Source organism: Streptomyces sp. NPDC058646 (assembly GCF_042716875.1).
In the GTDB taxonomy this organism is placed as follows: Bacteria; Actinomycetota; Actinomycetes; order Streptomycetales; family Streptomycetaceae; genus Streptomyces.
This window is the reverse complement of sequence record NZ_JBHXRK010000006.1, coordinates 179677-200998: the sequence shown is the minus strand read 5'-3', so window position 1 is coordinate 200998 and position 21322 is coordinate 179677. Positions and strand designations below refer to the sequence as shown.

Here is a 21322-nt window from a genome sequence, read left to right as displayed (position 1 = left end):
GCCGTGCCCGGCGCACTGCGGGTCGCCGTCGTGGGCGGCGGGCCGGCAGGACTGTACGCCGCGGCGCTCCTGGCGCGGCAGGGCCACGCCGTCGAGGTGTGGGAACGCAACGCCCCCGAGGACACCTTCGGCTTCGGCGTGGTCCTCTCCGACGAGACCCTCGGCGGCATCGAGCGGGCCGACACCGTCGTCCACGCCGCCCTCAGCGCGGAGTTCGTACGCTGGGACGACGTGGACGTCGTCCACCGGGGCCGGCTGCTGACCTCCGGCGGCCACGGCTTCGCGGCCCTCGGCCGGCGCCGGCTGCTGGAGATCCTGCACGAGCGCTGTGCCGGACTGGGCGTCCGCCTGCGCTTCCGCGCCGAGGCCCCCGACGCCGGCGCCCTGGTCGCCTCCCACGACCTGGTGGTCGCCGCGGACGGGGTGCACAGTGCGGTCCGGCAGGGCGCAGCCGCCCACTTCCGGCCGACGGTGACGAGCGGCCGCTGCCGGTACATCTGGCTGGCCGCCGACTTCGCCTTCGAAGCCTTCCGTTTCGAGGTCGCCGAGACCGAGCACGGCGTGATGCAGCTGCACGCCTACCCGTACTCCGCGGACGCCTCCACCGTGATCGTGGAGATGCGCGAGGAGGTGTGGACGGCGGCGGGCCTCGACCTGTGCGACGAGGAGGAGTCGGCGGCCCGCTGCGCCAAGATCTTCAGCGAGGCCCTGCGCGGGCGGCCGCTGCGCGGGAACCGCTCGGCGTGGACCCGGTTCCGTACCGTCGCGAACGAGCGCTGGTCGCACGGCAAGGTGGCCCTGCTCGGCGACGCGGCCCACACCGCGCACTTCTCCATCGGATCCGGCACCAAACTGGCCGTGGAGGACGCCCTCGCCCTCGCCGAAGCGGTCGCCGCGCACCCGGACGTTCCGTCCGCACTCGCCGCGTACGAGGCGGCGCGCCGTCCCGCGGTGGCCAGCACCCAGCGGGCGGCCGCCGCCAGCATGCGCTGGTTCGAGGAGATCGCCGGGTACGTGGACCAGCCCGCCCGGCAGTTCGCCTTCAACCTGCTCACGCGCAGCCGCCGGGTCACCCACGGCAACCTGCGGATGCGCGACGAGCGGTTCACCCGGTCCGTGGAACGGGACTTCGGCTCCCCGGACGAGCGGACCCCGCCGATGTTCACCCCGTTCACCCTGCGCGGACTCACCCTGCGCAACCGGGTCGTGGTCTCGCCGATGGACATGTACTCGGCCGTGGAGGGCGTCCCCGGGGACTTCCACCTGACACACCTCGGCGCGCGGGCCCTCGGCGGGGCCGCCCTGGTGATGACGGAAATGGTCTGCGTCAGCGCCGAAGGCCGGATCACCCCCGGCTGCACCGGCCTGTACGCGCAGGAGCAGGCGACGGCGTGGAAACGGATCGCCGACTTCGTGCACACCTCCTCACCCGGCACCGCGCTGGGCGTCCAGCTCGGGCACGCGGGCCGCAAGGGCTCGACACGGGTGATGTGGGAGGGGATGGACGAGCCGCTCCCGGACGGGAACTGGCCGCTGCTGGCCGCCTCCCCCCTGCCCTACCGGCCGGGCGTCTCGGCCGTCCCGTGCGAGGCGACCCCCGCCGACCTGGAAGCGGTCCGCTCCGACTTCGCGGCCGCCGCGGTCCGTGCGGCCGCCTGCGGCTTCGACCTGCTGGAACTGCACTGCGCCCACGGCTACCTCCTCTCCGGATTCCTGTCCCCGCTGACCAACCACCGCACCGACGCCTACGGCGGCTCCCTGGAGAACCGCCTGCGCTTCCCGCTGGAGGTCTTCGACGCCGTCCGCGCCGTCTGGCCCGCGGACCGGCCCATGACGGTCCGCCTCTCCGCGACCGACTGGGCGGCCGGCGGCACCTCGGAACAGGAGGCGGTGGAGATCGCGGCCGCCTTCGCCGCCCACGGCGCGGACGCCGTCGACGTCTCGACCGGCCAGGTCGTGGCGGACGAGACCCCCGAGTACGGGCGCTCGTACCAGACGCCCTACGCCGACCGGATCCGCAACGCACTGGGGATCCCGGTGATCGCGGTCGGCGCGATCTCCTCCTGGGACGACGTCAACTCCCTGCTGCTGGCCGGACGCGCGGACCTCTGCGCCCTCGGCCGTCCCCACCTCTACGACCCCCACTGGACCCTGCACGCCGCCGCCGAGCAGTCCTACGAGGGCCCGGCCGCGCCCTGGCCCGCCCCCTACCGGGCGGGCAGCCGTCCGCCGCCGACCGGCCGCGGCTGACGGGCGCCCGCCGGCCGCGGCCGGTCAGACGGCGACCACCTCCGCCCGGTCCTCGACCGGCACGTAACCCAGCCGCAGGTACACGCCGTTGCTGGTCCCGTCGGCCAGGTCGGTGAAGAGGAGGACCTCCGAGGCGCCGGCCGCCTGCGCCGCCAGGCTCGCCGCGTGCGTGACCCCGGCGGCGTAGCCGCGCCGGCGCGCCCCGGGCGGGGTGTAGACCGGGCCGACGCGGCAGGCCGGACCGGTCCGGCGGGAGAAGGACGCCAGGGAGACGGGGACTCCGGCGTCCTCCCACAGCAGCATCCCGCCGTACGAGATCCGGTCGCGCAGGGCGGCCGGGGAGCCCGCCCCGGGCCGTCCCACCTCCTGGTCGAAGGCCCCGATCCAGTCCAGCAGCAGCGGGAGGTCGGCCTCGGTGGCAGCGCGGGCCCGTCCGGCGGGGGCGGGATCCGGGGCGCGGAGCCCGGCCAGCCGGTACAGGCGGTTCTCCTCGGCGCACCGGGACGGCCTGTCCCAGCTCCCGGCCAGTACGTCGGCGTCGGCCCGGCGGGCGTTGAAAGCGCTGATGCCGGCGAGCAGCGGTTCGGTGGCGAGGGCGGCCCCCAGGGCCCGGGCCGCCTCCTGCGGCAACGCGCCGACCAGCACGGGGAACGGCGGGGTGCACAGCAGTGCGCCGGAGACCGCCCCGTCGGCCCCCGTCCACCAGCCGAAGAAGGGGTCCGCCGGGCCGAAGGCGTGCGGGCCGCGCCGCTCCAGGGCGTCCGCCGTGGTCAGCAGCATGGTGTCCGACACGGGCCGTGCGGCCACGGAGGGGCCCGCCGCCGCCAGGTACGCCGTCAGGTCACGAGTGAAGGTCCAGGTCATGGCCCATCCTCGCGTCCGCACGGGCCCCCGCGCACCCGGATTCCCGTCAGAGCCCCGCGAAGGCGGCGCCCACGTCCCGCAGCCGCGCGTGGAGTTCCGCGAAGACCGCCGCCGCCCGGTCGCCCGGCCAGCCGGCCGGGAGCAGCTCGCGCGGCAGCCCCGGATCGGCGTAGGGCAGGCGGCGCCAGCCGTCCAGGACGAGGAGGTAGCCGCGGTAGGCCTCCTCCGGAGTCGGGCCGGGGCCCGACCGCAGGGCGCGCAGGGCGGGTTCGTGCCGGTCGAGGAACTCCTCGTGCTGCTTGGCCAGCGAGGCCAGGTCCCACCAGCGGGCCACCGCCTCGGCGGTCGGGGCGAAGCCGAGGTGGGCGCCGCGGAACAGTTCCACGTACGGGGTCAGGTGCAGCCGTTCCAGCGTGTGCGCGGTCTCCTCGTACAGCTGGGCCGGGGCGATCCACACGCCCGGCGCCACCGCGCCGAAGCCGAGCCGGGCCAGCCGGGAGCGCAGCAGGTGCCGCTTGTGGCGCTCCTGCTCCGGGACGGAGAACACCGCCACCAGCCACTCGGGCGAGCGCGGCGGGCTGCCGTAGATCCGCCGGTCGCCGTCCTCCAGCAGCTGCCGCGCCTCCGGGGACAGCTCGTACGCCGCCGAACCGTCCGCCGCCCGGGCGGGCAGCAGGAAGCCGCGCCGCTTCAGCCGGGACACCGACGAGCGGACCGACGGCGCGTCCACCCCGGCCGGGCCCAGCAGGCGGATCAGCGCGGACACGGGGACCGGCCCCTCGAAGGCCCGCCCGTAGGCCCCGTAGAAGGTGACGATCAGGGATCGCGGAGTGTGCTGCTCGGCCACGGTTTCACTGTAGGGGTGTCCGGCCGCTCAGGTCGGATCCCGGCTCGCGCAGCCGGAAGCGTTGCAGCTTGCCGGTCGCCGTGCGGGGGAGGGCGGGCAGGAAGACGAAGGAACGGGGGCACTTGTGCGGGGCCAGCTCCGCCCGCATGAAGGTGCGCAGGTCCTCCTCCGTGAGGGTCACGCCCTCCCGCGTGACGGCGTACGCCACCACGACCTGCCCGCGTCGCTCGTCCGGGCGGCCGACCACCGCGGCCTCCACCACGCCCGGGTGGCGCAGCAGGGCCTCCTCCACCTCCGGGCCCGCGATGTTGTAACCCGCCGAGATGATCATGTCGTCCGCGCGGGCCACGTAGCGGAAGTACCCCTCCGGGTCCCGCACGTAGGTGTCGCCCGTCAGGTTCCAGCCGTCCCGTACGTACTCGGCCTGCCGGGAATCGGCCAGGTACCGGCAGCCCACCGGGCCGCGCACGGCCAGCAGCCCCGGCTCGTTGTCCGCGACCGGCCGGCCGGACCGGTCCACCACCCGGGCCTGCCAGCCCGGCACCACCCGGCCGGTCGTACCGGGCCGGATGTCCTCGTCGGCGGCGGAGATGAAGATGTGCAGCAGCTCGGTGGCCCCGATGCCGTTGATGATCCGCAGGCCGGTGCGCTCGTACCAGGCCTGCCAGGTCGCCGCGGGGAGGTTCTCCCCGGCCGAGACGCAGCGGCGCAGCGCGGAGAGGTCGTACGCGCCCACGTCGTACGGGCCCAGCGCGTCCAGCATCGTCCGGTAGGCGGTCGGCGCCGTGAACAGCACCGTCACGCCGTGCTCCGCCAGGGCGGGCAGCAGCGTGCGCGGCCCCGCCTCCTCCAGCAGCAGCGCGGAGGCGCCGGCCCGCAGGGGGAAGACGACCAGTCCGCCGAGGCCGAAGGTGAACCCGAGCGGCGGACTCCCCGCGAAGACGTCGTCGGGACGGGGGCGCAGCACAGCGCGGGAGAAGGTGTCCGCCACGGACAGCAGGTCCCGGTGGAAGTGCATGCAGCCCTTGGGCCGCCCCGTGGTCCCGGAGGTGAAGGCGATGAGCGCGACGTCGTCGGCGGAGGTGTCGACGGCGCGGAACGGCACGTCCGCCCGCGCCTCGGCCAGCCGCAGCAGGTCGTCCTCGCCCCCGCCCCCGTAGGCGGTGATGCGCAACCCCGGCACCTCGGCCCTGACCAGGTCGTCGAGGACGTCCGCGTGGCACAGGGCGTGGCGCACCCGGGCCATGGCGCAGACCGTGGCCAGCTCCTGCGCCCGCTGCTGGGGCAGGACGGTGACGGCCACCGCCCCCGCCTTCATCACCGCGAGCCAGCACGCGGCGAGCCAGGGGCCGGTGGGCCCGCGCAGCAGCACCCGGTTGCCGGGCACGACGCCCAGATCGACAGTGAGCACGTGGGCGAGGCGGTCCACGCGCTCGCGCAGCGCACCGTACGTCCACACCTCGCCCGCGCCGGTGCGGAACGCCGGGCGGTCGGGCCCGAAGCGGGCGACGGTCGCGTCGAGCAGCTCGGCCCCGCAGTTCAGCCGGTCGGGGTACGCGAGCTCGGGCAGCTCGAAGAGGAGCTGCGGCCACGAGCCGGCGGGCGGCAGGTGGTCGCGGGCGAAGGTGTCGGTGTGAGCGGAAGGCTTGAGGTCCAAGGCGGGTACGCCCCCTTGCGACGGTCCGGATTGGGGTGGAGCCGGCCGTGCCAACGCGATACGAGCGTATCGTGATGGTGACGGCAGTCAACAGGACGCGATAGATGCGGGGACATTCGGATGACCGGATTCGCGCTCGGGGCGGACCAGGAAGAGTGGTGCGGGCAGTTGCGCGCACTGTCGGCGGAGCGGCTGAGGCCGCTGGCCGAGAAGGGGGAGCCGGGCCGGGTCAACCGGCCGCTCCTGGCGGCACTGGGGGAGGTGGGCCTGCTCGAACGGGTCTTCACATCGGGCGCGCTGGAGCTGTGCCTGCTGCGCGAATCCCTGGCCTACGGCTGCACGGAGGCGGAGACGGCACTCGCCCTGCAGGGGCTGGGCGCCCACCCGGTCCTCAGCGCCGGGAGCGAGGCGCAGCGCGAGCGCTGGCTGCCCGCCGTCCGGGCCGGCCGCGCCGTGGCGGCCTTCGCGCTGAGCGAGCCGGGGGCCGGCTCGGACGCGGCCGCCCTGGCCCTGGCGGCCGCCCCGGACCCCGCGGGCGGCTGGCGCCTCAGCGGGGAGAAGCGCTGGATCTCCAACGCCCCGGAGGCCGATTTCTACACCGTGTTCGCCCGGACGGGTGAAGGGCCGGGCGCCAAGGGGGTGTCGGCCTTCCTCGTCCCCGCGGACCGCCCCGGACTCTCCGGCGAGCCCCTGGAGATGCTCTCCCCCCACCCCATCGGGGCACTGGCCTTCGACGGGGTCCCGGTCGGCCCGCGGGACCTGCTGGGCGAGCCCGGCGGGGGATTCCGCGTCGCGATGGACACCCTGAACCTCTTCCGCCCCAGCGTCGGCGCGTTCGCGGTGGGCATGGCCCGGGCCGCGCTCGACGCGACCCTCGCGTACACCGCGGGCCGCACCGCTTTCGGCGGGGTGCTGCGCGACCTCCAGGCGGTGGCGCACCGGGTGGCGGAGATGGCCACCCGCACCGAGGCCGCCCGGCTGCTGGTGTACGCGGCCGCCGGGGCCCACGACCGCGGCGCCCCGGACGTGCCCCGCCGCGCCGCCATGGCGAAACTGCTGGCCACGGAGACGGCCCAGTACGTGGTGGACCACGCGGTCCAGCTGCACGGAGCCGTCGCCCTCCAGCGGGGTCACCTGCTGGAGCACCTCTACCGCGAGGTCCGCGCCCCGCGGATCTACGAAGGGGCCAGCGAGGTCCAGCGCACGATCATCGCCAAGGAGCTGTACCGGGAGGTGGCCGCGCGATGAGCCTGGAGCGGATCAACCCGGCGGAGCTGTCGCCCCCGAAGGGCTTCTCGCACGCGGTCGCCGCCACCGGCTCGCGGCTGGTGTTCCTCGCAGGCCAGACCGCCCTCGACGCCTCGGGCAAGGTGGTGGGCGAGAGCCTGCCCGAGCAGTTCGAACAGGCCCTGGGCAACCTGCTCGCCGCCCTGGCCGCGGCCGGCGGCACCCCGGCGGACCTGGCCCGGGTGACGGTGTACGCGGTGGACGTCGCCGACTACCGGCTGCGGGCCGCCGAACTGGGCCGCGCCTGGCGCCGGCTGGCGGGGCGGGACTATCCGGCGATGGCCGTCATCGGGGTGGTCCGGCTCTGGGACGAGCAGGCCCTGGTGGAACTCGACGGCCTCGCGGTCCTCCCGTAACCCCACGGCCCGGCATCCCGGGCGCGGTCCGGCGGACGGGAGGCCCCGCCGGCCCCGCCCGGGAGCCGTTCCGGAGACACCCCCTGGGCCCTGTCGTCGAAGTGGCGTCCGGCCCGCGGCGTCCGGCACCGCACCTCGCCGCGTTGTCGGGGCACCCGAGTACGTCCAGTACGGGGGGCGCCCCTCCGCCTCGCGATGCACGGCGCCGGACGCCGCGGGCCTGACCGGCGCCACTGTGACGACAGGGCTCAGCCCTCCAGCAGGCGGCCCATCCACTCCTCGATGCCCGCCACCGTCCGCGGCAGCGCGCCCGACATCAGCCGGGCCCCGTCCGCCGTGACGACCAGGTCGTCCTCGATGCGGACGCCGATGCCGCGCAGCTCCGCGGGCAGGGTCTCGTCGTCCGGCTGGAGGTAGAGGCCCGGCTCCACCGTGAGGACCTGGCCCTCCTCCAGCACGCCGTCCAGGTAGGTCTCGTCCCGCGCCTTCGCGCAGTCGTGGACGTCCAGGCCCAGCATGTGGCCGCTGCTGCACAGGGTGTACCGCCGGTGCAGGTCACCCTCCGCGTCCTTCAGGACGCCCCATTCCGCCAGGCCTTCGGCGATCACCCGCATCCCGGCCCGGTGGAAGTCCCGGAAGCTGGCACCCGGTCGCAGCGCCGCCATACCCGCGTCCTGGGCGGCCAGCACCAGTTCGTAGACCTGCCGCTGGACGGGGGAGAAGCGGCCCGACAGGGGCAGCGTGCGGGTGATGTCCGCCGTGTACAGGGTGTCCGTCTCCACGCCCGCGTCCAGGAGCAGCAGTTCGTCCGCGTCGAGCCGGCCGTCGTTGCGGATCCAGTGCAGGACGCAGGCGTGGGCGCCCGAGGCCGCGATGGTGTCGTAGCCGGTGCCGTTGCCCTCCGCCCGGGCGCGCAGGCCGAAGACGCCCTCGATCCACCGCTCGCCACGCGGGTGGGCGAGCGCGCGGGGCAGTGCCCGTACGACGTCCTCGAAGCCCGCCGTCGTGTGGTCGACCGCGAGCTGGAGCTGTTCGACCTCCCACGCGTCCTTGACCAGGCGCAGCTCCGACAGTGCGATGGTGAGTTCCTCGTCGGTGCCCGCCTCGCGGCCGGCCGGCGAGCCGAGCGCGTCCAGGTGCGCGCAACGGATGCCGGTGAGGCGTTCGGCCTCCGCCAGGTCGGGCCTGCGCCCCACCCAGAACTCCCCGTACCGGCGGTCCCGGTAGAACTCCTCGTTCCCGTCCGCGCGCGGCGAGCGCGGACGCAGGTAGAGCACCGCCTCGTGGGCGTGCGGGCCCGACGGTTCCATGACCAGGACGTGGCCGACCTGGTCCTCGCCGGTCAGACCGGTCAGCCAGGCGTACGCGCTGTGCGGGCGGAAGCGGAAGTCGCAGTCGTTGGAGCGGACCTTCAGCCGGCCCGCCGGGATGATCAGCCGCTCGCCCGGGAAGCGCGCCGAGAGCCGGGCCCGGCGGGCCGGGGTGACGGCGTGCGCGGGGACGCGCGCGGGGCCGGGCAGCGGAGTCGCAGCCCAGCCGCCCGCCATGGAACGGGTCAACTCAGGCGATACCGGAAGGTCGTGGCTGCCCGTGTGGAGGCGGGAGGGGGTGTCGGTCACGGAGGCTCCCTCAAGAAGATGCGAACTGGTGGGCGCACAGGTCTTGTCAGTGCAATTTCACATTACTATGTTACAGCTCACACCGCGGCACGTTAATCCCCGTCAAACGCCGCGTGACGCAGGGCAGTTCACGCGCTCCTCACCGGACGCGGCACCTCATGCACCACGTCCCCCACCTCCCTTCCCATCAGGAGATCTTGGTGTTCCAGCACAGAGTTGTGCGTACGTCCCTCCTCTCCACCGCCGTCGCGGTCACCCTCCTCGTCACCGCGGGTCAGGGCGTGACCCAGGCCGCAGACGGGGGGACCGCCGCCGCCACCGTGGCGGGCAGTCCGGCGCCCGGCACCTTCACCTCCGGGGCGCGCGGGTCGAACCCGTTCGACGAGGTCGAGCGCTTCGCCGACGCCGGGGACAACTCCCCGGCCCCCGCCCCGGCCCCCGGCGCGGGCCAGGCCGCCGCGGCCGCCGCGGCCGCCGGGAAGATCCCCGGCCCCGCCGAGTCCGCCGCCCCGGCCGACCGGAACGAGGCGTACCCGAAGGCGCAGGCCGCGCCCACCGCGCGGAGCCTCGCCGTCGCCGTCCCCTGCACCCTCGACGGGATCACGAACCTCGGCCCCGAGCAGTTCGCGGACTTCCTCGCCGACCGGGCCGTCACCGCCGACGGCTGTCTGCGTGACCTCATCTGGACCTGGGACGCCCGGCTGGCCCCCGTCATGTCCGATGCGCACGTCCAGGCCGTCTCCCGCCGGATATCCTCCCTCTCCGCCGCCCACGACGGCCGCAACTCCTCCCACCTGGAGGAGATGTTCACCTACCTCCACGCGGTCGCCTACCACGACCACTCCCGCGGGGAGATCGACGTCACCGACGCCCCGACGGTGAACGCCATGCGCCAGGCCGTCGCCGACTTCGGGGGCGCGGCCCGCACCTTCGACGTGACCCCTTCCAATGCCCGCACCCTGCGCGAGGCCCTCTACACCGCCAGCGCCCCGGGCCTGCGCCAGCACCAGCTCGGCCTCATCAAGAAGGTCCTGGCCACCATGGACCCGGCGCACACGGCGACGAACCAGGACGCCGGATGGGCGGGCGCCGCCCTCGCCGCGCTCTCCGTCAACTACCTCGGCGTCTACCCGGGCAACCAGGACGCCGCCTTCCACACCGCGGTCGCCGGCGACCCCTCGTACCGCGCCGCCTTCAAGGCCTTTGCCTCCTACACCCACCTCAAGGACACGGGCAACGCGTGGGTGGCGCGCGACGCGCTCAGCGAGTACGGGCGCTTCGGCCAGGTCGAGGGCCTGCGCGACCAGACGGTCGCCGACCTCGGCGCCCTGCTGGGGCCCGTCAAGACCGCCTTCGGCGACGGCAGCCAGCAGTGGGCCAAGCTCGTCAACTGGCTGAACTTCTACGAGGCGTGCAAGCCCTACGGCGTGTGCAAGGAGGACATCGAGAAGCGGATCTTCCCCCACACCTACACCTACGACAACGGTGCGATCAAGGTCCGCACGGGTCTCGACCGCGCCACCGTCGACCAGCTCTACTACGCCAGCAAGCAGGTCAAGGCCCAGTACCACCGCGTCCTGGGAACCGAGCAGCCGCTCGCGGGCGACCCCAACTCCACGCTGAACATCGTGCTCTACGGCTCCCGCGCCGACTACGAGAACTACCACCCCATCCTGACCGGCTACGACACGAACAACGGCGGCATCTACATCGAGAACGGCGCCACCTTCTACACCTACCAGCGCCGTGTCCCGCAGGACTCCTCCCTCACCCTCGAGGAGCTCTTCCGCCACGAGTACACGCACTACCTCAACGGGCGCTACGCCGTCCCCGGCTTCTTCGGCGAGGGCCCCTGGTACGAGGGCGACCGGACGACCGCCATGGACGAGGGCACGGCCGAGTTCTTCGACGGTGCCACCCGTGACAACGGCATCGCCGTCCGCAAGTCCCTGGTCAAGAGCATCATCAGCGACACCGCGGGCGGCGGCCCGCGGATGTCGGTGGAGCAGCTGCTGAACGCCACCTACGAGGGCGACGGCTTCCGCTTCTACAGCTACGCGGGGACCTTCTTCGAGTTCCTGTGGGCCGAGAAGCCCTCGCTGCTGCGCGAGATGTACACCCACCTGCGCAACAACGACGTCGTGGCGTACGACGCCTGGCGCAACCGGCTGGGCGGGGACGCCTACCTCCAGCGGGACTACGACCGCTTCCTGGACGCGCAGATCGCCAAGGTCGACCAGCTGTTCGTGCCGAACACCACCTTCACCCCGGTCGAGCAGCTGCGGGACTCGGCGCTCGCCTCGGTGAAGTCCTCCTTCGCCACCGCCACGTACAACACCCCGGACTGCGTGGAGAACGGCGAGCCCGGCAAGCGCCGCTTCACCTGTACCGGCAAGATCAGCGCGAACCTGAAGAACTGGCGCAGCGACGACCAGAACTTCAAGGACATGTCCGAGACGGTCGACTACTTCATCCTCGACCGGGCCGGCGCGGCCTCCAACAACCTCGCCGACATGAACTGCTCCTTCGGTCCGCTGGAGATCTGGAGCAACAAGGTCGCGGGCACCTCCGCTTACAGCTGCGAGGGCCCGCTGCGCGGCTGATCCGGACCGGACCGGTCCCGTCGTCCGCGAGGCCGCGGGACCGGTCTGGGCAGGCACTGAAGAATGTGACATATTACTGCCGTGCTCAAGAGACACTCCCTGGACGCCGTGATCATCGGCGCCGGCGTCGTCGGGGCCGCGTGCGCCTACTACGCGGCCCGCGCCGGACTCTCCGTGGCCGTCGTCGACCGCGGCCCCGTGGCGGGCGGCACGACCGGTGCCGGCGAAGGCAACCTGCTCGTCTCCGACAAGGAAGCGGGACCGGAACTCGACCTCGCCCTGCTGTCCACCGGACTGTGGCGCGAACTCGCGGCGTCCCTCCCCGGGGAGACCGAGTACGAGGCCAAGGGCGGCCTCGTCGTCGCCCCCGACGAGACCACCCTCAAGGCCCTGCGCGGGTTCACCGAGGGCCAGCGCGCGGCGGGGGTGGAGGTGGCCGAGGTGGCCGCCGGGGCCCTGCACGACCTGGAACCCCACCTCGCTCCCCATCCGGCCGGCGGTTTCCACTACCCCCAGGACGCCCAGGTCCAGCCGGCCCTGGCGGCGGCGGCGCTGCTGGCCGCGGCAGCCGCGTCCGGCGCGGAGGTCCACCTCGGGGAGGAGGTCACCGGCATCCTCCTGGACGCGGCGGGCGCCGTCCGGGGCGTCGCCACCCCGCGGCGGCAGCTCCTCGCCCCGGCCGTGGTGAACGCGGCCGGCACCTGGGGCGGGCGCGTCGCGGAACTGGCGGGCGTGAGCCTGCCGGTCCTCCCGCGCCGCGGGTTCGTCCTGGTCACCGAGCCGCTGCCGCGCGTGGTGCGGCACAAGGTCTACGCCGCCGACTACATCGCCGACGTGGCCAGCGGCTCCGCCGCCCTCCAGTCCTCGGCGGTGGTCGAGGGCACCCCCTCGGGCCCGGTCCTCATCGGGGCCACCCGGGAACGCGTCGGCTTCGACCGCACCCTGTCCACCGAGGCCCTGCGGCGGCTGGCCGCCCAGGCGGCGGCCCTCTTCCCCGTCCTCGCCGACGTCCGGGTCCTGCGGACCTACCACGGCTTCCGGCCCTACCTCCCCGACCACCTCCCGGCCATCGGCCGGGACCCGCGCCGCGCCGGGCTGCTGCACGCCTGCGGCCACGAGGGTGCGGGCATCGGCCTGGCCCCCGCGACCGGCCTGCTGATCGCAGCGGCCCTGACCGGAGCCGAACCCCCGCTGGACCCCGCGCCGTTCCGTCCCGACCGCTTCGCCCCGGCCGCCGGCACCCCCGAGGAGAACCGCTGATGCGCAGCCCCCGCGCCAGGACGCCCCGCTCGCTCGTCGGCGGCGTCCCGGCGGCCACCTGCACCATCGCCTTCGACGGCCGGGAACTGCCCGCGCAGGAGGGTCAGTCCCTCGCCGCCGTGCTCTGGAGCGCCGGGATCCTGGCCTGGCGGACCACCCGCGAGGGCGGCGCCCCGCGCGGCGTGTTCTGCGGCATCGGCAGCTGCTACGACTGCCTCGTCACCGTCAACGGCAGCCCCAACCAGCGCGCCTGCCTGGTCCCGGCCCGACCGGGGGACACCGTCACCACCCAGGAAGGAACGGGCCGTGCCGACCTCGCCGTCTGACCCCGCCCCGCACCACCCCGCGGCCCCGGCCGGAGCGCTGCCCACGGGGGATCCGGCAGCGGAGCCTGCCCCCACAGACCCCTCCGCCACAGACCCCTCCGCCGCGGATCCGGACGTCGTGGACCTCGCCGTCGTCGGGGCCGGGCCGGCCGGGCTGGCTGCCGCGGTCACCGCCGCCGGCCTCGGGCTGCGGGTCGCGCTGCTGGACGCGGGGGAGCGCCCCGGCGGGCAGTACTACCGGCACCCCGCCCCCGGGCTGGGCGCGGTCCGGCCCGAGGCGCTCCACCACGACTGGCCGGCCTTCGCGACGCGCGAAGCCGCCCTGCGCGCCCACGAGTCGGCCGGCCGCGTCACCTACCTCCCGGCCCACCACGTCTGGACGGTGGTCCCCGACCAGGGCGCCGGCCCCGGCCGCTGGATCCTGCACGCGGTCGCCGGTCACGGACCCGGGGAGCGGGCGGCGGCCGTCCGCGCCCGGGCGGTCCTGCTCGCCACCGGCGCCCACGAGCGCCAACTGCCCTTCCCCGGCTGGACCCTGCCCGGGGTGATCGGGGCGGGCGGGGCGCAGGCCATGGTCAAGGGCGGCCTGGTCCTGCCCGGCAAGCGGGTGGTCGTCGCCGGGAGCGGGCCGCTGCTGCTGGCCGTGGCCGGTACCCTGGCCGCCGCCGGAGCCACCGTGCCCGCCGTGGTGGAGGCGGCCTCGTACACCGCCTACGCCGGCCACCTGCCCGCCCTGCTGCGCAACCCCGGCAAACTCGCCGAGGCCGGCACCTTCGGCGGCGCCCTGCTGCGCCACCGCGTCCGCCTCCTCAGCCGGCAGGCCGTCGTCGAGGCCCACGGCGGCAGCCGGGTCGAGGCCGTCACCGTGGCCCGGCTCGGCCGGGACTGGCGGCCGCTGCCGGGCACCGCCCGCCGGATCCCCTGCGACGCCCTCGCCGTCGGTCACGGGCTCGTGCCCCAGCTGGAACTGGCCACCGGCCTCGGCTGCGCCACCGTCCGCAGCCCCGACGGCACGGTCGCCCTCGACCTGGACGCCGGCCAGCGCACCTCCGTCCCCGGCATCTGGTCCGCCGGGGAGACCGGTGGCATCGGCGGTGCCGGACTCGCCCTCGTGGAGGGGGAGATCGCCGCGCACGCCGTCGCCGGCCGGCCCGCCCCCGCCCCGCTCGCCCGCCGCCGGGCCCGGCTGCGCGCCTTCGCCCGTGCCATGGGCGCGGCGCACCGACCCGGCCCCGGCTGGACGGACTGGCTCGGCGAGGACGACGCCGTGTGCCGCTGCGAGGAGGTCCCGGCCGGCCGGATCCGCGCGGCGGTCCGCGACCTCGGGGCGCGGGACGCCCGTACCGTCAAACTGCTCACCCGCGCGGGAATGGGCTGGTGCCAGGGCCGGATGTGCGGTCCGGCGGTCTCCGCCCTCGCCGGGGAGTCGCTGCTGTCGCAGGACGCGGCGGCCGACCGGCGGCCGCTGTCCTGCCCGGTGCCGCTGCGCCACCTCGCCGAACTTCCCCCCGCGGACGGCTGATCCGCGGGCTCCGGGCCCTTGTGGCCGCATCACACCCACTAGTAAAATGTCACACATCACTCTAGGGAGCTTCTCATGACCCACGCGCACACCCCCGCGCCCGTCCGCACCCGCCCCTGGCACGGAATCATGGTCGCCACCGCGCTGCCCCTGCGCGAGGACCTCGGCGTCGACTACGACGCGTACGCCGAACACGTGGCCTGGCTCATCGCCAACGGCTGCGACGGCGTGGTCCCCAACGGCTCTCTCGGCGAATACCAGACCCTCACCGACGAGGAGCGGGCCCGCGTCGTCCGCACCGCCGTCGAGGCCGCCGGCGACGGCGCCCGCGTCATGCCCGGCGTCGCCGCCTACGGCAGCGCCGAAGCCCGCCGCTGGGCCGACCAGGCGGCCGAGGCCGGCGCCGGCTCCGTCCTGCTCCTGCCCCCCAACGCCTTCCGCGCCGACGAGGACACCGTACGCGCCCACTACGCCGAGGTCGCCGCGGCCGGCATCCCCGTCGTCGCGTACAACAACCCCATCGACACCAAGGTGGACCTGACCCCCGACCTGCTCGCCCGGCTGCACGCCGACGGCTCGATCGTCGCCGTCAAGGAGTTCAGCGGCGACGTGCGCCGCGCCTACGAGATCGCCGAACTGGCCCCCGGCCTCGACCTGCTGATCGGCGCCGACGACGTCCTCCTCGAACTCGCCCTCGCCGGCGCCGTCGGCTGGATCGCCGGCTACCCCAACGCCCTCCCGCAGGCCTGCGCCACCCTCTACCGGGCCGCGGTGGCCGGGGACCTGGCCACCGCACTGCCGCTCTACAAGTCCCTGCACCCGCTGCTGCGCTGGGACTCCAAGACGGAGTTCGTCCAGGCCATCAAACTGTCCATGGACCTGGCCGGCCGCCCCGGCGGCGCCACCCGCCCGCCGCGCTTCCCGCTCACCGGGGACGTCGAGGCCGCCGTCCGCGCCGCCACCGGCAAGGCCCTCGCCGAGGGCCTCAACTAGAACGCCCCGAGGGGACGAAGGGACGAGGGGAATCCATGCGCACGCGCCACATCTACCACGCGGTGGACTCGCACACCGAGGGCATGCCCACCCGGGTCATCACCGGAGGGGTCGGGGTGATCCCCGGCGCCACGATGGCCGAGAAACGGCTCCACTTCATCGAGCACACGGACCACGTCCGCACCCTGCTCATGTACGAGCCGCGCGGCCACTCCGCGATGAGCGGCGCGATCCTGCAGCCCCCCACCCGTCCCGACGCCGACTTCGGAGTCCTCTACATCGAGGTGTCCGGACTGCTGCCCATGTGCGGGCACGGCACCATCGGGGTGGCGACCGTCCTCGTCGAGACCGGCATGGTGCCCGTCGTCGAGCCGGTCACCACCGTCCGGCTCGACACCCCGGCGGGACTGGTGAGCGTCGACGTCCGCGTCGAGGACGGGGCGGCCACGGCCGTCACCCTCACCAACGTCCCCTCCTTCTGCGCCGGGCTCGACCTCAAGGCCGAGGTCCCCGGGCTCGGCACGGTCACCTACGACCTCGCCTACGGCGGAAACTTCTACGCCTTCGTCGAACTCGACGGTCTCGGCCTGCCCTTCGAGCGGGCCCGCAAGGACGACCTGCTCGCCGCCGGACTGGCCGTGATGGAGGCCGTCAACGCCTCCGGCGACCGTCCCGTGCACCCCGAGGACCCCTCCATCGCCGGGGTCAAGCACGTGTACCTCGCCGCGCCGGGCTCCGACGCCCGCCTCTCCCGGCACGCCATGGCCATCCATCCCGGCTGGTTCGACCGCTCGCCCTGCGGTACGGGCACCAGCGCGCGCATGGCCCAGCTGCACGCCCGGGGCCTGCTGGAGACCGGCGCGGACTTCGTCAACGAGTCCTTCATCGGCACCCGCTTCACCGGCCGGCTGACCGGGGAGACCACCGTCGGCCCCTACCGCGCCGTCGTGCCCACCGTGACCGGCCGGGCCTGGATCACCGGGACCGCCCAGTACTTCCTCGATCCCACCGACCCCTTCCCCGGAGGGTTCCTCCTGTGACCGGCTCCGCCGTCCGCACCACCGATTACCACACCGCCGGGGAGCCCTTCCGGATCGTCGACACCACCGCCGGGGGGCTGCCGCCCGTGCCGGGGGACACCGTCGCCGAGCGCTGTGCCACCGTCATCGGCCCCGGCGGATCGGCCACGGCCCCCCGCCGGGGCCCGCTGGACGAGGTGCGCCGCCTGCTCGTGCAGGAGCCGCGCGGGCACGCCGGGATGTACGGAGGGTTCGTCGTCCCCGCCGACGACGACGGGGCCCACTTCGGCGTGCTGTTCTGGCACAAGGACGGCTACTCCACCGCCTGCGGCCACGGCTCCATGGCGCTCGGGGCCTGGGCCGTGGACACCGGCCGGGTGGCCGCCCCGGACGACGGGGACGCGCAGGTGCGCATGGACGTGCCGTCGGGGAGGGTCACCGCCACCGTGCACCGGGCCGGCGGCCGCACCACCGGGGTCACCTTCCGCAACGTCCCGGCGCGGGTGGGCGCCCGCAAGGTGCCCGTCGCGACCACCCTCGGCCTCGCCGAGGTGGACATCGCCCACGCGGGGGCCTGCTACGCCTCCCTGCGCGCCCGCGACCTCGGCCTGGAGGTGTCCGGGGCCGCGCTGCCCGCCCTGGTACGGGCCGCCCAGGAGGTCCGGGCCGCACTGGCCACCCACCCGGCCACCTGGCACCCGGGCGGCGCACTGCTGTCCGGGGTCTACGGGGTGATCCTCCACGAGGAGCTGCCCGACACCCCCTTCGGGCCGCACCAGCGCAACGTCACCGTCTTCGCCGACGGGCAGATCGACCGCTCGCCCTGCGGATCCGGCACCTCGGCGCGGCTCGCACTGCTGGCGGAGGACGGGCGGCTCGGGGCGGACGAGGACCTGCTGCACGAGTCGGTCACGGGCACCGTGTTCACCGGGCGGATCCTGCCCGGCGGGCTCACCGAGGTGACCGGCAACGCCTACCGCACCGGCGAACACACCTTCCTGGCCGACCCGTACGACCCCCTCGGCGCCGGGTTCCTGCTGTGACCGGGCTCGCGCAGCTGGACGCCGAGCAGGTGGCCGGGCTGCTCACCCCGGCCGCCGCCGCCGACGCGCTGGCCGCCGCCCTGCTCGGCGGCCTCGACCCGGAGAACTGCCCGCAGCGCTCCGCCCTCCCCGTACCCGGCGGCGGCGAACTGCTGCTGATGCCGGCCGCGTCGGGCTCGTACGCGGGGGTGAAGATCGCCGGGGTCGCGCCGGGGAACCCGGCCCGCGGACTGCCCCGGATCACCGGGTCCTACCTGCTGCTGGACGGGCCCACCCTGCGCCCGCTGGCCCTGCTCGACGGCGCGGCCCTGACCGCGCTGCGCACTCCGGCCGTCTCGGCCCTCGCGCTGCGCGCTCTGGCGCCCGCCGGACGCCCGTTGCGCCTGGTCCTGTTCGGCTCGGGGCCGCAGGCGTACGGCCACCTGGAAGCGGTCCTGTCGCTGCGGGAGCTGGCCGAGGTGGTGGTGGTCGCCCGGAACCCGGCGGGCGCCGAGGCCCTCGCCGCGCATGCCGCGGCCCTCGGGGTGCCCGCGCGGACGGGCACGGCGCAGGACGTGGCGGACGCCGATCTGGTGATCTGCTGCACCACCGCCCGGGAGCCGCTCTTCGACGGGCGGCTGGCCGGGCCGGGCAGCACCGTCGTCGCCGTCGGCTCGCACGAGCCGACGGCCCGGGAGACCGACACCGCCCTCGTGCGACGGGCGGCGGTGTACGTCGAGTCGCGCGCGGCGGCCCTGCGCGAGGCGGGCGACCTGCTGGTCCCGGAGGCGGAGGGGGCGATCGGGCCCGGTCATATCACCGGCACCCTCGCCGACCTGGTCGCCGGACGGATGCCGGCGGGCGGGGCGCCGGGTTGTCCACAGCTCTTCAAGAGCGTCGGCATGGCCTGGGAGGATCTTGCCGTGGCGGTCGCGCTGTTCGAGGCCGCCGGGTGAGCAGCGAAACGTGACATTGTACGCTGTTCTCCTGCTCGTCGGCAGTGTCGGGGGTCTCGGAGGATATGCAATGGGTGACCTGAAGCAGCACAGTCTCATCAAGGCCCAGGAACGGCTCCGCGACCAGGTCGGCCACGCCCTCCGAGCAGCCCTGATAGCGGGGGAACTGCGCCCCGGCAGCGTCTATTCGGCGCCCGGCCTCGCGGCCGAACTCGGCGTCTCGGCCACGCCGGTGCGCGAGGCGATGCTGGACCTGGCCCGCGAGGGCCTGGTGGAGCCGGTCCGCAACAAGGGATTCCGGATCACCGAGGTCAGCGAGCGCGACCTGGACCAGTACACCGAACTGCGCACGATGATCGAGGTGCCGACCATCGGCCGGATCACGAAGACCGCGACGGCCGAGCAGCTGGAGGCCCTGCGGCCCATCGCGCAGGAGATCGTCACCAGCGCCCGGGAGCACAACCTCATCGGCTACCTGGAGGCGGACCGCCGCTTCCACCTGACGCTCCTCGCCCTCGCGGGCAACGACCGCCTGGTGGAGACGGTCGGCGACCTGCGCAAGCGCTCCCGCCTGTACGGCCTGACCGGCCTGGACGAGGCCGGCAAGCTGGTCTCCTCGGCCGAGGAGCACCTCGAGCTGCTCGACCTGATGCTGAGCGGAGACGCGGAGGCGGCCCAGGCGTGCATGACCCGCCACCTGGGCCACGTCCGCTCCCTCTGGGCGCAGGGCCGCGACGAGCCGGTGGGCCGCGCCCCGGGTGGCCTCGGCGGCACGGTCAAGGGCTGACCCCGCCACCGGCACCCCGTCGCGCCTCCTGCCCGCGTGCGCCCCCGGGCCCGGACCTCCTCGGTCCGGGCCCAACTCGCGTTCCAGCGTACGGATTTGGACACGGCTGGATAACGGCGGGCTCAACCTCTTGTCAGTGCAATTTCACATTACTATGTTACCGGTCACATCATAGAGCGCGGCCCTTCACTGGAGTGACCATGACCAAGCGCACCCAACTCGCCCTCGCCACCGCTCTGGTGGCGGCCCTCGCACTCGGCGCCTCGGGCTGCTCCGGCGCCACGAAGGGCACGGGCGGGGCGGGCGCCTCCAACCCCGCCGCAGCCAACGACGGGAAGGTCCTCGGCGGCACCCCCGTCAAGGGCGGCACGCTCACCGTCCTGTCCAACCAGGACTTCGCCCACCTCGACCCGGCCCGCAACTGGGTCATGCCCACCATGGACTTCGGCACCCGGCTGCTCTACCGCACCCTCGTCACCTTCAAGGCCGAGCCCGGAGCGGCGGGCAGCGAGCTGGTGCCCGACCTCGCCACCGACCTCGGCACCCCCTCCGACGGCGGCCGCACCTGGACCTTCACCCTCAAGGAAGGCGTCAAGTACGAGGACGGCTCGCCCGTCAGGGCCCAGGACATCAAGTACAACGTCGAGCGCTCCTTCGCCCCCGACCTCACCGGAGGCCCCGACTACGCGGCCCAGTACCTCGCCGGCACCGAGGGCTACAAGGGCCCCCTCCAGGGACATCACCTCGACTCGGTGAAGACCCCCGACGACCGCACGATCGTCTTCGAACTCAAGCGGCCCGTCGCCGAGTTCTCCGCCACCGCCACCCTGCCGACCTTCGCTCCCGTACCGCAGTCCCAGGAGAAGGGGACCCAGTACGACGCCCGCCCCTTCTCCTCCGGCCCGTACAAGATCGAGTCGTACGACCGCGACAAGAAGCTGGTCCTGGTCCGCAACGAGCACTGGGACGCCGCCACCGACCCCGTCCGCAAGGCCTACCCGGACCGGTTCGTGGTCGTCATGGGCCTCAAGGGCGGCCAGGTCGACGACCGGATCATCGCCGGGGAGGGGGCCGACGCCTCCACCGTCCAGTACCAGGACATGCGGCCCGAGAGCGCCCCCAAGGTCCTCCCGAAGCCCGAGGTCAAGTCCCGCCTCCTCGCCGAGTCCCAGGGCTGCACCGAGATGCTCCACCTCAACAACTCCCGCGCGCCCTTCGACGACCCCAAGGTCCGCGAGGCCATGCAGTACGCCGTCGACAAGGAAGCCGTGATCACCGCCGGCGGCGGCCCGGCCCTCAACGAGGTCGCCACCGCCTACCTCCCCCCGGCCCTGTCCGGCGGCAAGCAGGCCGACACCCTGAAGATCGCCCCGGCCGGCGACCCCGACAAGGCCAGGGAACTCCTCAAGGCCGCCGGCAAGGAGAAGCTGAAGGTCTCCCTCGCCGTCTCCACCGGGGACAAGGCCAAGGCCGAAGCCGTCCAGCAGGGCCTGGCCCGGGTGGGCATCGAGGTCGTCGTCGACACCGTCGACCCCGGCGCCTACTACGACGTCATCGGCGACCTCTCCACCACCCCCGACATGACCCTCACCGGCTGGTGCCCCGACTACCCCTCCGGCTCCACCTGGATCCCCTTCGTCTTCGACGGCCGCACCGTCAAGGAGAAGGGCAACCAGGGCAACTACAGCCAGTTCCGCGACGAGGCCACCAGCAAGCGGATCGACGAGATCAACGCCATGGGAGACGCCAAGCAGGCCAACCAGGCCTGGATCGACCTCGACGCCGAACTCATGAAGAAGTCCCCGTCCGTCCCGATCCTCCTGGAGCGCAAGCCGCTGCTCGTCGGCACCAACGTCGCGGGCGCCTTCGGCCACCCCGTGTGGACCGGCACCATCGACTACGGCACGATCGGGCTCAAGGACCCCTCGAAGGGCCAGGGGTGAGGCCGGACGAG

The 21322-nt window shown here is 74.3% G+C and carries 17 protein-coding genes; 13 read left to right on the top strand and 4 right to left on the bottom strand.

From position 1 onward, the window contains the following. The first annotated feature begins 3 nt into the window (after window positions 1-3). Entirely contained in the window at window positions 4-2250 is a 2247-nt protein-coding gene (locus ACFWUZ_RS10125) for a bifunctional salicylyl-CoA 5-hydroxylase/oxidoreductase (RefSeq protein WP_384370117.1), read from the top strand. Window positions 2251-2274: 24 nt separating this feature from the next. Here ACFWUZ_RS10125 and ACFWUZ_RS10120 read toward each other — a convergent pair whose 3' ends face one another. From ACFWUZ_RS10120 to ACFWUZ_RS10110, 3 genes are read right to left on the bottom strand one after another with little or no spacing between them, the layout of a single operon-like run. Then, entirely contained in the window at window positions 2275-3114 is an 840-nt protein-coding gene (locus tag ACFWUZ_RS10120) for a GNAT family N-acetyltransferase (RefSeq protein WP_384370114.1), read from the bottom strand. Between the two features lie 46 nt (window positions 3115-3160). After that, the gene (locus tag ACFWUZ_RS10115; RefSeq protein WP_384370111.1) at window positions 3161-3961 is read right to left on the bottom strand and encodes a PaaX family transcriptional regulator C-terminal domain-containing protein; all 801 of its coding nucleotides are present in this window, start codon (window positions 3959-3961) and stop codon (window positions 3161-3163) included. A gap of 4 nt (window positions 3962-3965) precedes the next feature. Then, window positions 3966-5618, bottom strand: a complete 1653-nt coding sequence (locus tag ACFWUZ_RS10110; RefSeq protein ID WP_384370108.1) for an AMP-binding protein — start codon at window positions 5616-5618, stop codon at window positions 3966-3968. Between the two features lie 120 nt (window positions 5619-5738). On the opposite strand from ACFWUZ_RS10110, the gene ACFWUZ_RS10105 reads away from it, so the two are divergent. Next, entirely contained in the window at window positions 5739-6866 is a 1128-nt protein-coding gene (locus tag ACFWUZ_RS10105) for an acyl-CoA dehydrogenase family protein (RefSeq protein ID WP_384370105.1), read from the top strand. After that, window positions 6863-7261: a RidA family protein gene (locus tag ACFWUZ_RS10100; protein WP_384370101.1), complete on the top strand. Its 399-nt coding sequence runs from the start codon at window positions 6863-6865 to the stop codon at window positions 7259-7261. Before ACFWUZ_RS10105 ends, ACFWUZ_RS10100 begins: the two co-directional genes overlap by 4 nt. Before the next feature lie 248 nt (window positions 7262-7509). Here ACFWUZ_RS10100 and ACFWUZ_RS10095 read toward each other — a convergent pair whose 3' ends face one another. Next, on the bottom strand, window positions 7510-8880 hold the full coding sequence (locus ACFWUZ_RS10095; RefSeq protein WP_384370098.1) for an aminopeptidase P family protein: 1371 nt from the start codon (window positions 8878-8880) through the stop codon (window positions 7510-7512). Window positions 8881-9080: 200 nt separating this feature from the next. On the opposite strand from ACFWUZ_RS10095, the gene ACFWUZ_RS10090 reads away from it, so the two are divergent. The 10 genes from ACFWUZ_RS10090 to ACFWUZ_RS10045 all read left to right on the top strand — a co-directional run bounded on the left by ACFWUZ_RS10090 (window position 9081) and on the right by ACFWUZ_RS10045 (window position 21311). Continuing rightward, entirely contained in the window at window positions 9081-11483 is a 2403-nt protein-coding gene (locus tag ACFWUZ_RS10090; RefSeq protein ID WP_384370095.1) for a collagenase, read from the top strand. 81 nt (window positions 11484-11564) lie between these two features. Continuing rightward, window positions 11565-12743 carry an NAD(P)/FAD-dependent oxidoreductase gene (locus ACFWUZ_RS10085; protein WP_384370092.1) on the top strand — a complete coding sequence of 393 codons (1179 nt, stop codon included), beginning with the start codon at window positions 11565-11567 and terminating at the stop codon, window positions 12741-12743. Continuing rightward, the gene (locus ACFWUZ_RS10080; protein ID WP_384370089.1) at window positions 12743-13069 is read left to right on the top strand and encodes a (2Fe-2S)-binding protein; all 327 of its coding nucleotides are present in this window, start codon (window positions 12743-12745) and stop codon (window positions 13067-13069) included. Before ACFWUZ_RS10085 ends, ACFWUZ_RS10080 begins: the two co-directional genes overlap by 1 nt. A 118-nt stretch (window positions 13070-13187) precedes the next feature. After that, window positions 13188-14591 (top strand): FAD-dependent oxidoreductase, encoded by a 1404-nt coding sequence (locus ACFWUZ_RS10075; RefSeq protein WP_384370330.1) that lies wholly within the window; start codon window positions 13188-13190, stop codon window positions 14589-14591. A 75-nt stretch (window positions 14592-14666) separates the two neighbouring features. Further along, a complete protein-coding gene (locus ACFWUZ_RS10070; RefSeq protein ID WP_384370086.1) occupies window positions 14667-15584 on the top strand; it encodes a dihydrodipicolinate synthase family protein in 918 nt (305 codons plus the stop codon). A 35-nt stretch (window positions 15585-15619) separates the two neighbouring features. After that, entirely contained in the window at window positions 15620-16624 is a 1005-nt protein-coding gene (locus ACFWUZ_RS10065; RefSeq protein WP_384370083.1) for a proline racemase family protein, read from the top strand. Beyond that, window positions 16621-17646, top strand: coding sequence for a proline racemase family protein (locus ACFWUZ_RS10060; RefSeq protein WP_384370080.1), 1026 nt, complete (start codon window positions 16621-16623; stop codon window positions 17644-17646). Before ACFWUZ_RS10065 ends, ACFWUZ_RS10060 begins: the two co-directional genes overlap by 4 nt. After that, a complete protein-coding gene (locus tag ACFWUZ_RS10055; RefSeq protein WP_384370077.1) occupies window positions 17643-18581 on the top strand; it encodes an ornithine cyclodeaminase family protein in 939 nt (312 codons plus the stop codon). The genes ACFWUZ_RS10060 and ACFWUZ_RS10055 overlap by 4 nt, the downstream gene beginning before the upstream one ends. 70 nt (window positions 18582-18651) lie before the next feature. Further along, entirely contained in the window at window positions 18652-19368 is a 717-nt protein-coding gene (locus tag ACFWUZ_RS10050; RefSeq protein WP_384370074.1) for a GntR family transcriptional regulator, read from the top strand. A 200-nt stretch (window positions 19369-19568) separates the two neighbouring features. Continuing rightward, entirely contained in the window at window positions 19569-21311 is a 1743-nt protein-coding gene (locus ACFWUZ_RS10045) for an ABC transporter substrate-binding protein (RefSeq protein ID WP_384370071.1), read from the top strand. Window positions 21312-21322 lie beyond the last annotated feature (11 nt).

Coding starts and splice junctions, on each gene's coding strand:
- ACFWUZ_RS10105 (WP_384370105.1), top strand. CDS start 5,739: ATGACCGGATTCGCGCTCGGGGCGGACCAGGAAGAGTGGTGCGGGCAG.
- ACFWUZ_RS10080 (WP_384370089.1), top strand. CDS start 12,743: ATGCGCAGCCCCCGCGCCAGGACGCCCCGCTCGCTCGTCGGCGGCGTC.
- ACFWUZ_RS10045 (WP_384370071.1), top strand. CDS start 19,569: ATGACCAAGCGCACCCAACTCGCCCTCGCCACCGCTCTGGTGGCGGCC.
- ACFWUZ_RS10120 (WP_384370114.1), bottom strand. CDS start 3,114: ATGACCTGGACCTTCACTCGTGACCTGACGGCGTACCTGGCGGCGGCG.
- ACFWUZ_RS10100 (WP_384370101.1), top strand. CDS start 6,863: ATGAGCCTGGAGCGGATCAACCCGGCGGAGCTGTCGCCCCCGAAGGGC.
- ACFWUZ_RS10070 (WP_384370086.1), top strand. CDS start 14,667: ATGACCCACGCGCACACCCCCGCGCCCGTCCGCACCCGCCCCTGGCAC.
- ACFWUZ_RS10050 (WP_384370074.1), top strand. CDS start 18,652: ATGGGTGACCTGAAGCAGCACAGTCTCATCAAGGCCCAGGAACGGCTC.
- ACFWUZ_RS10065 (WP_384370083.1), top strand. CDS start 15,620: ATGCGCACGCGCCACATCTACCACGCGGTGGACTCGCACACCGAGGGC.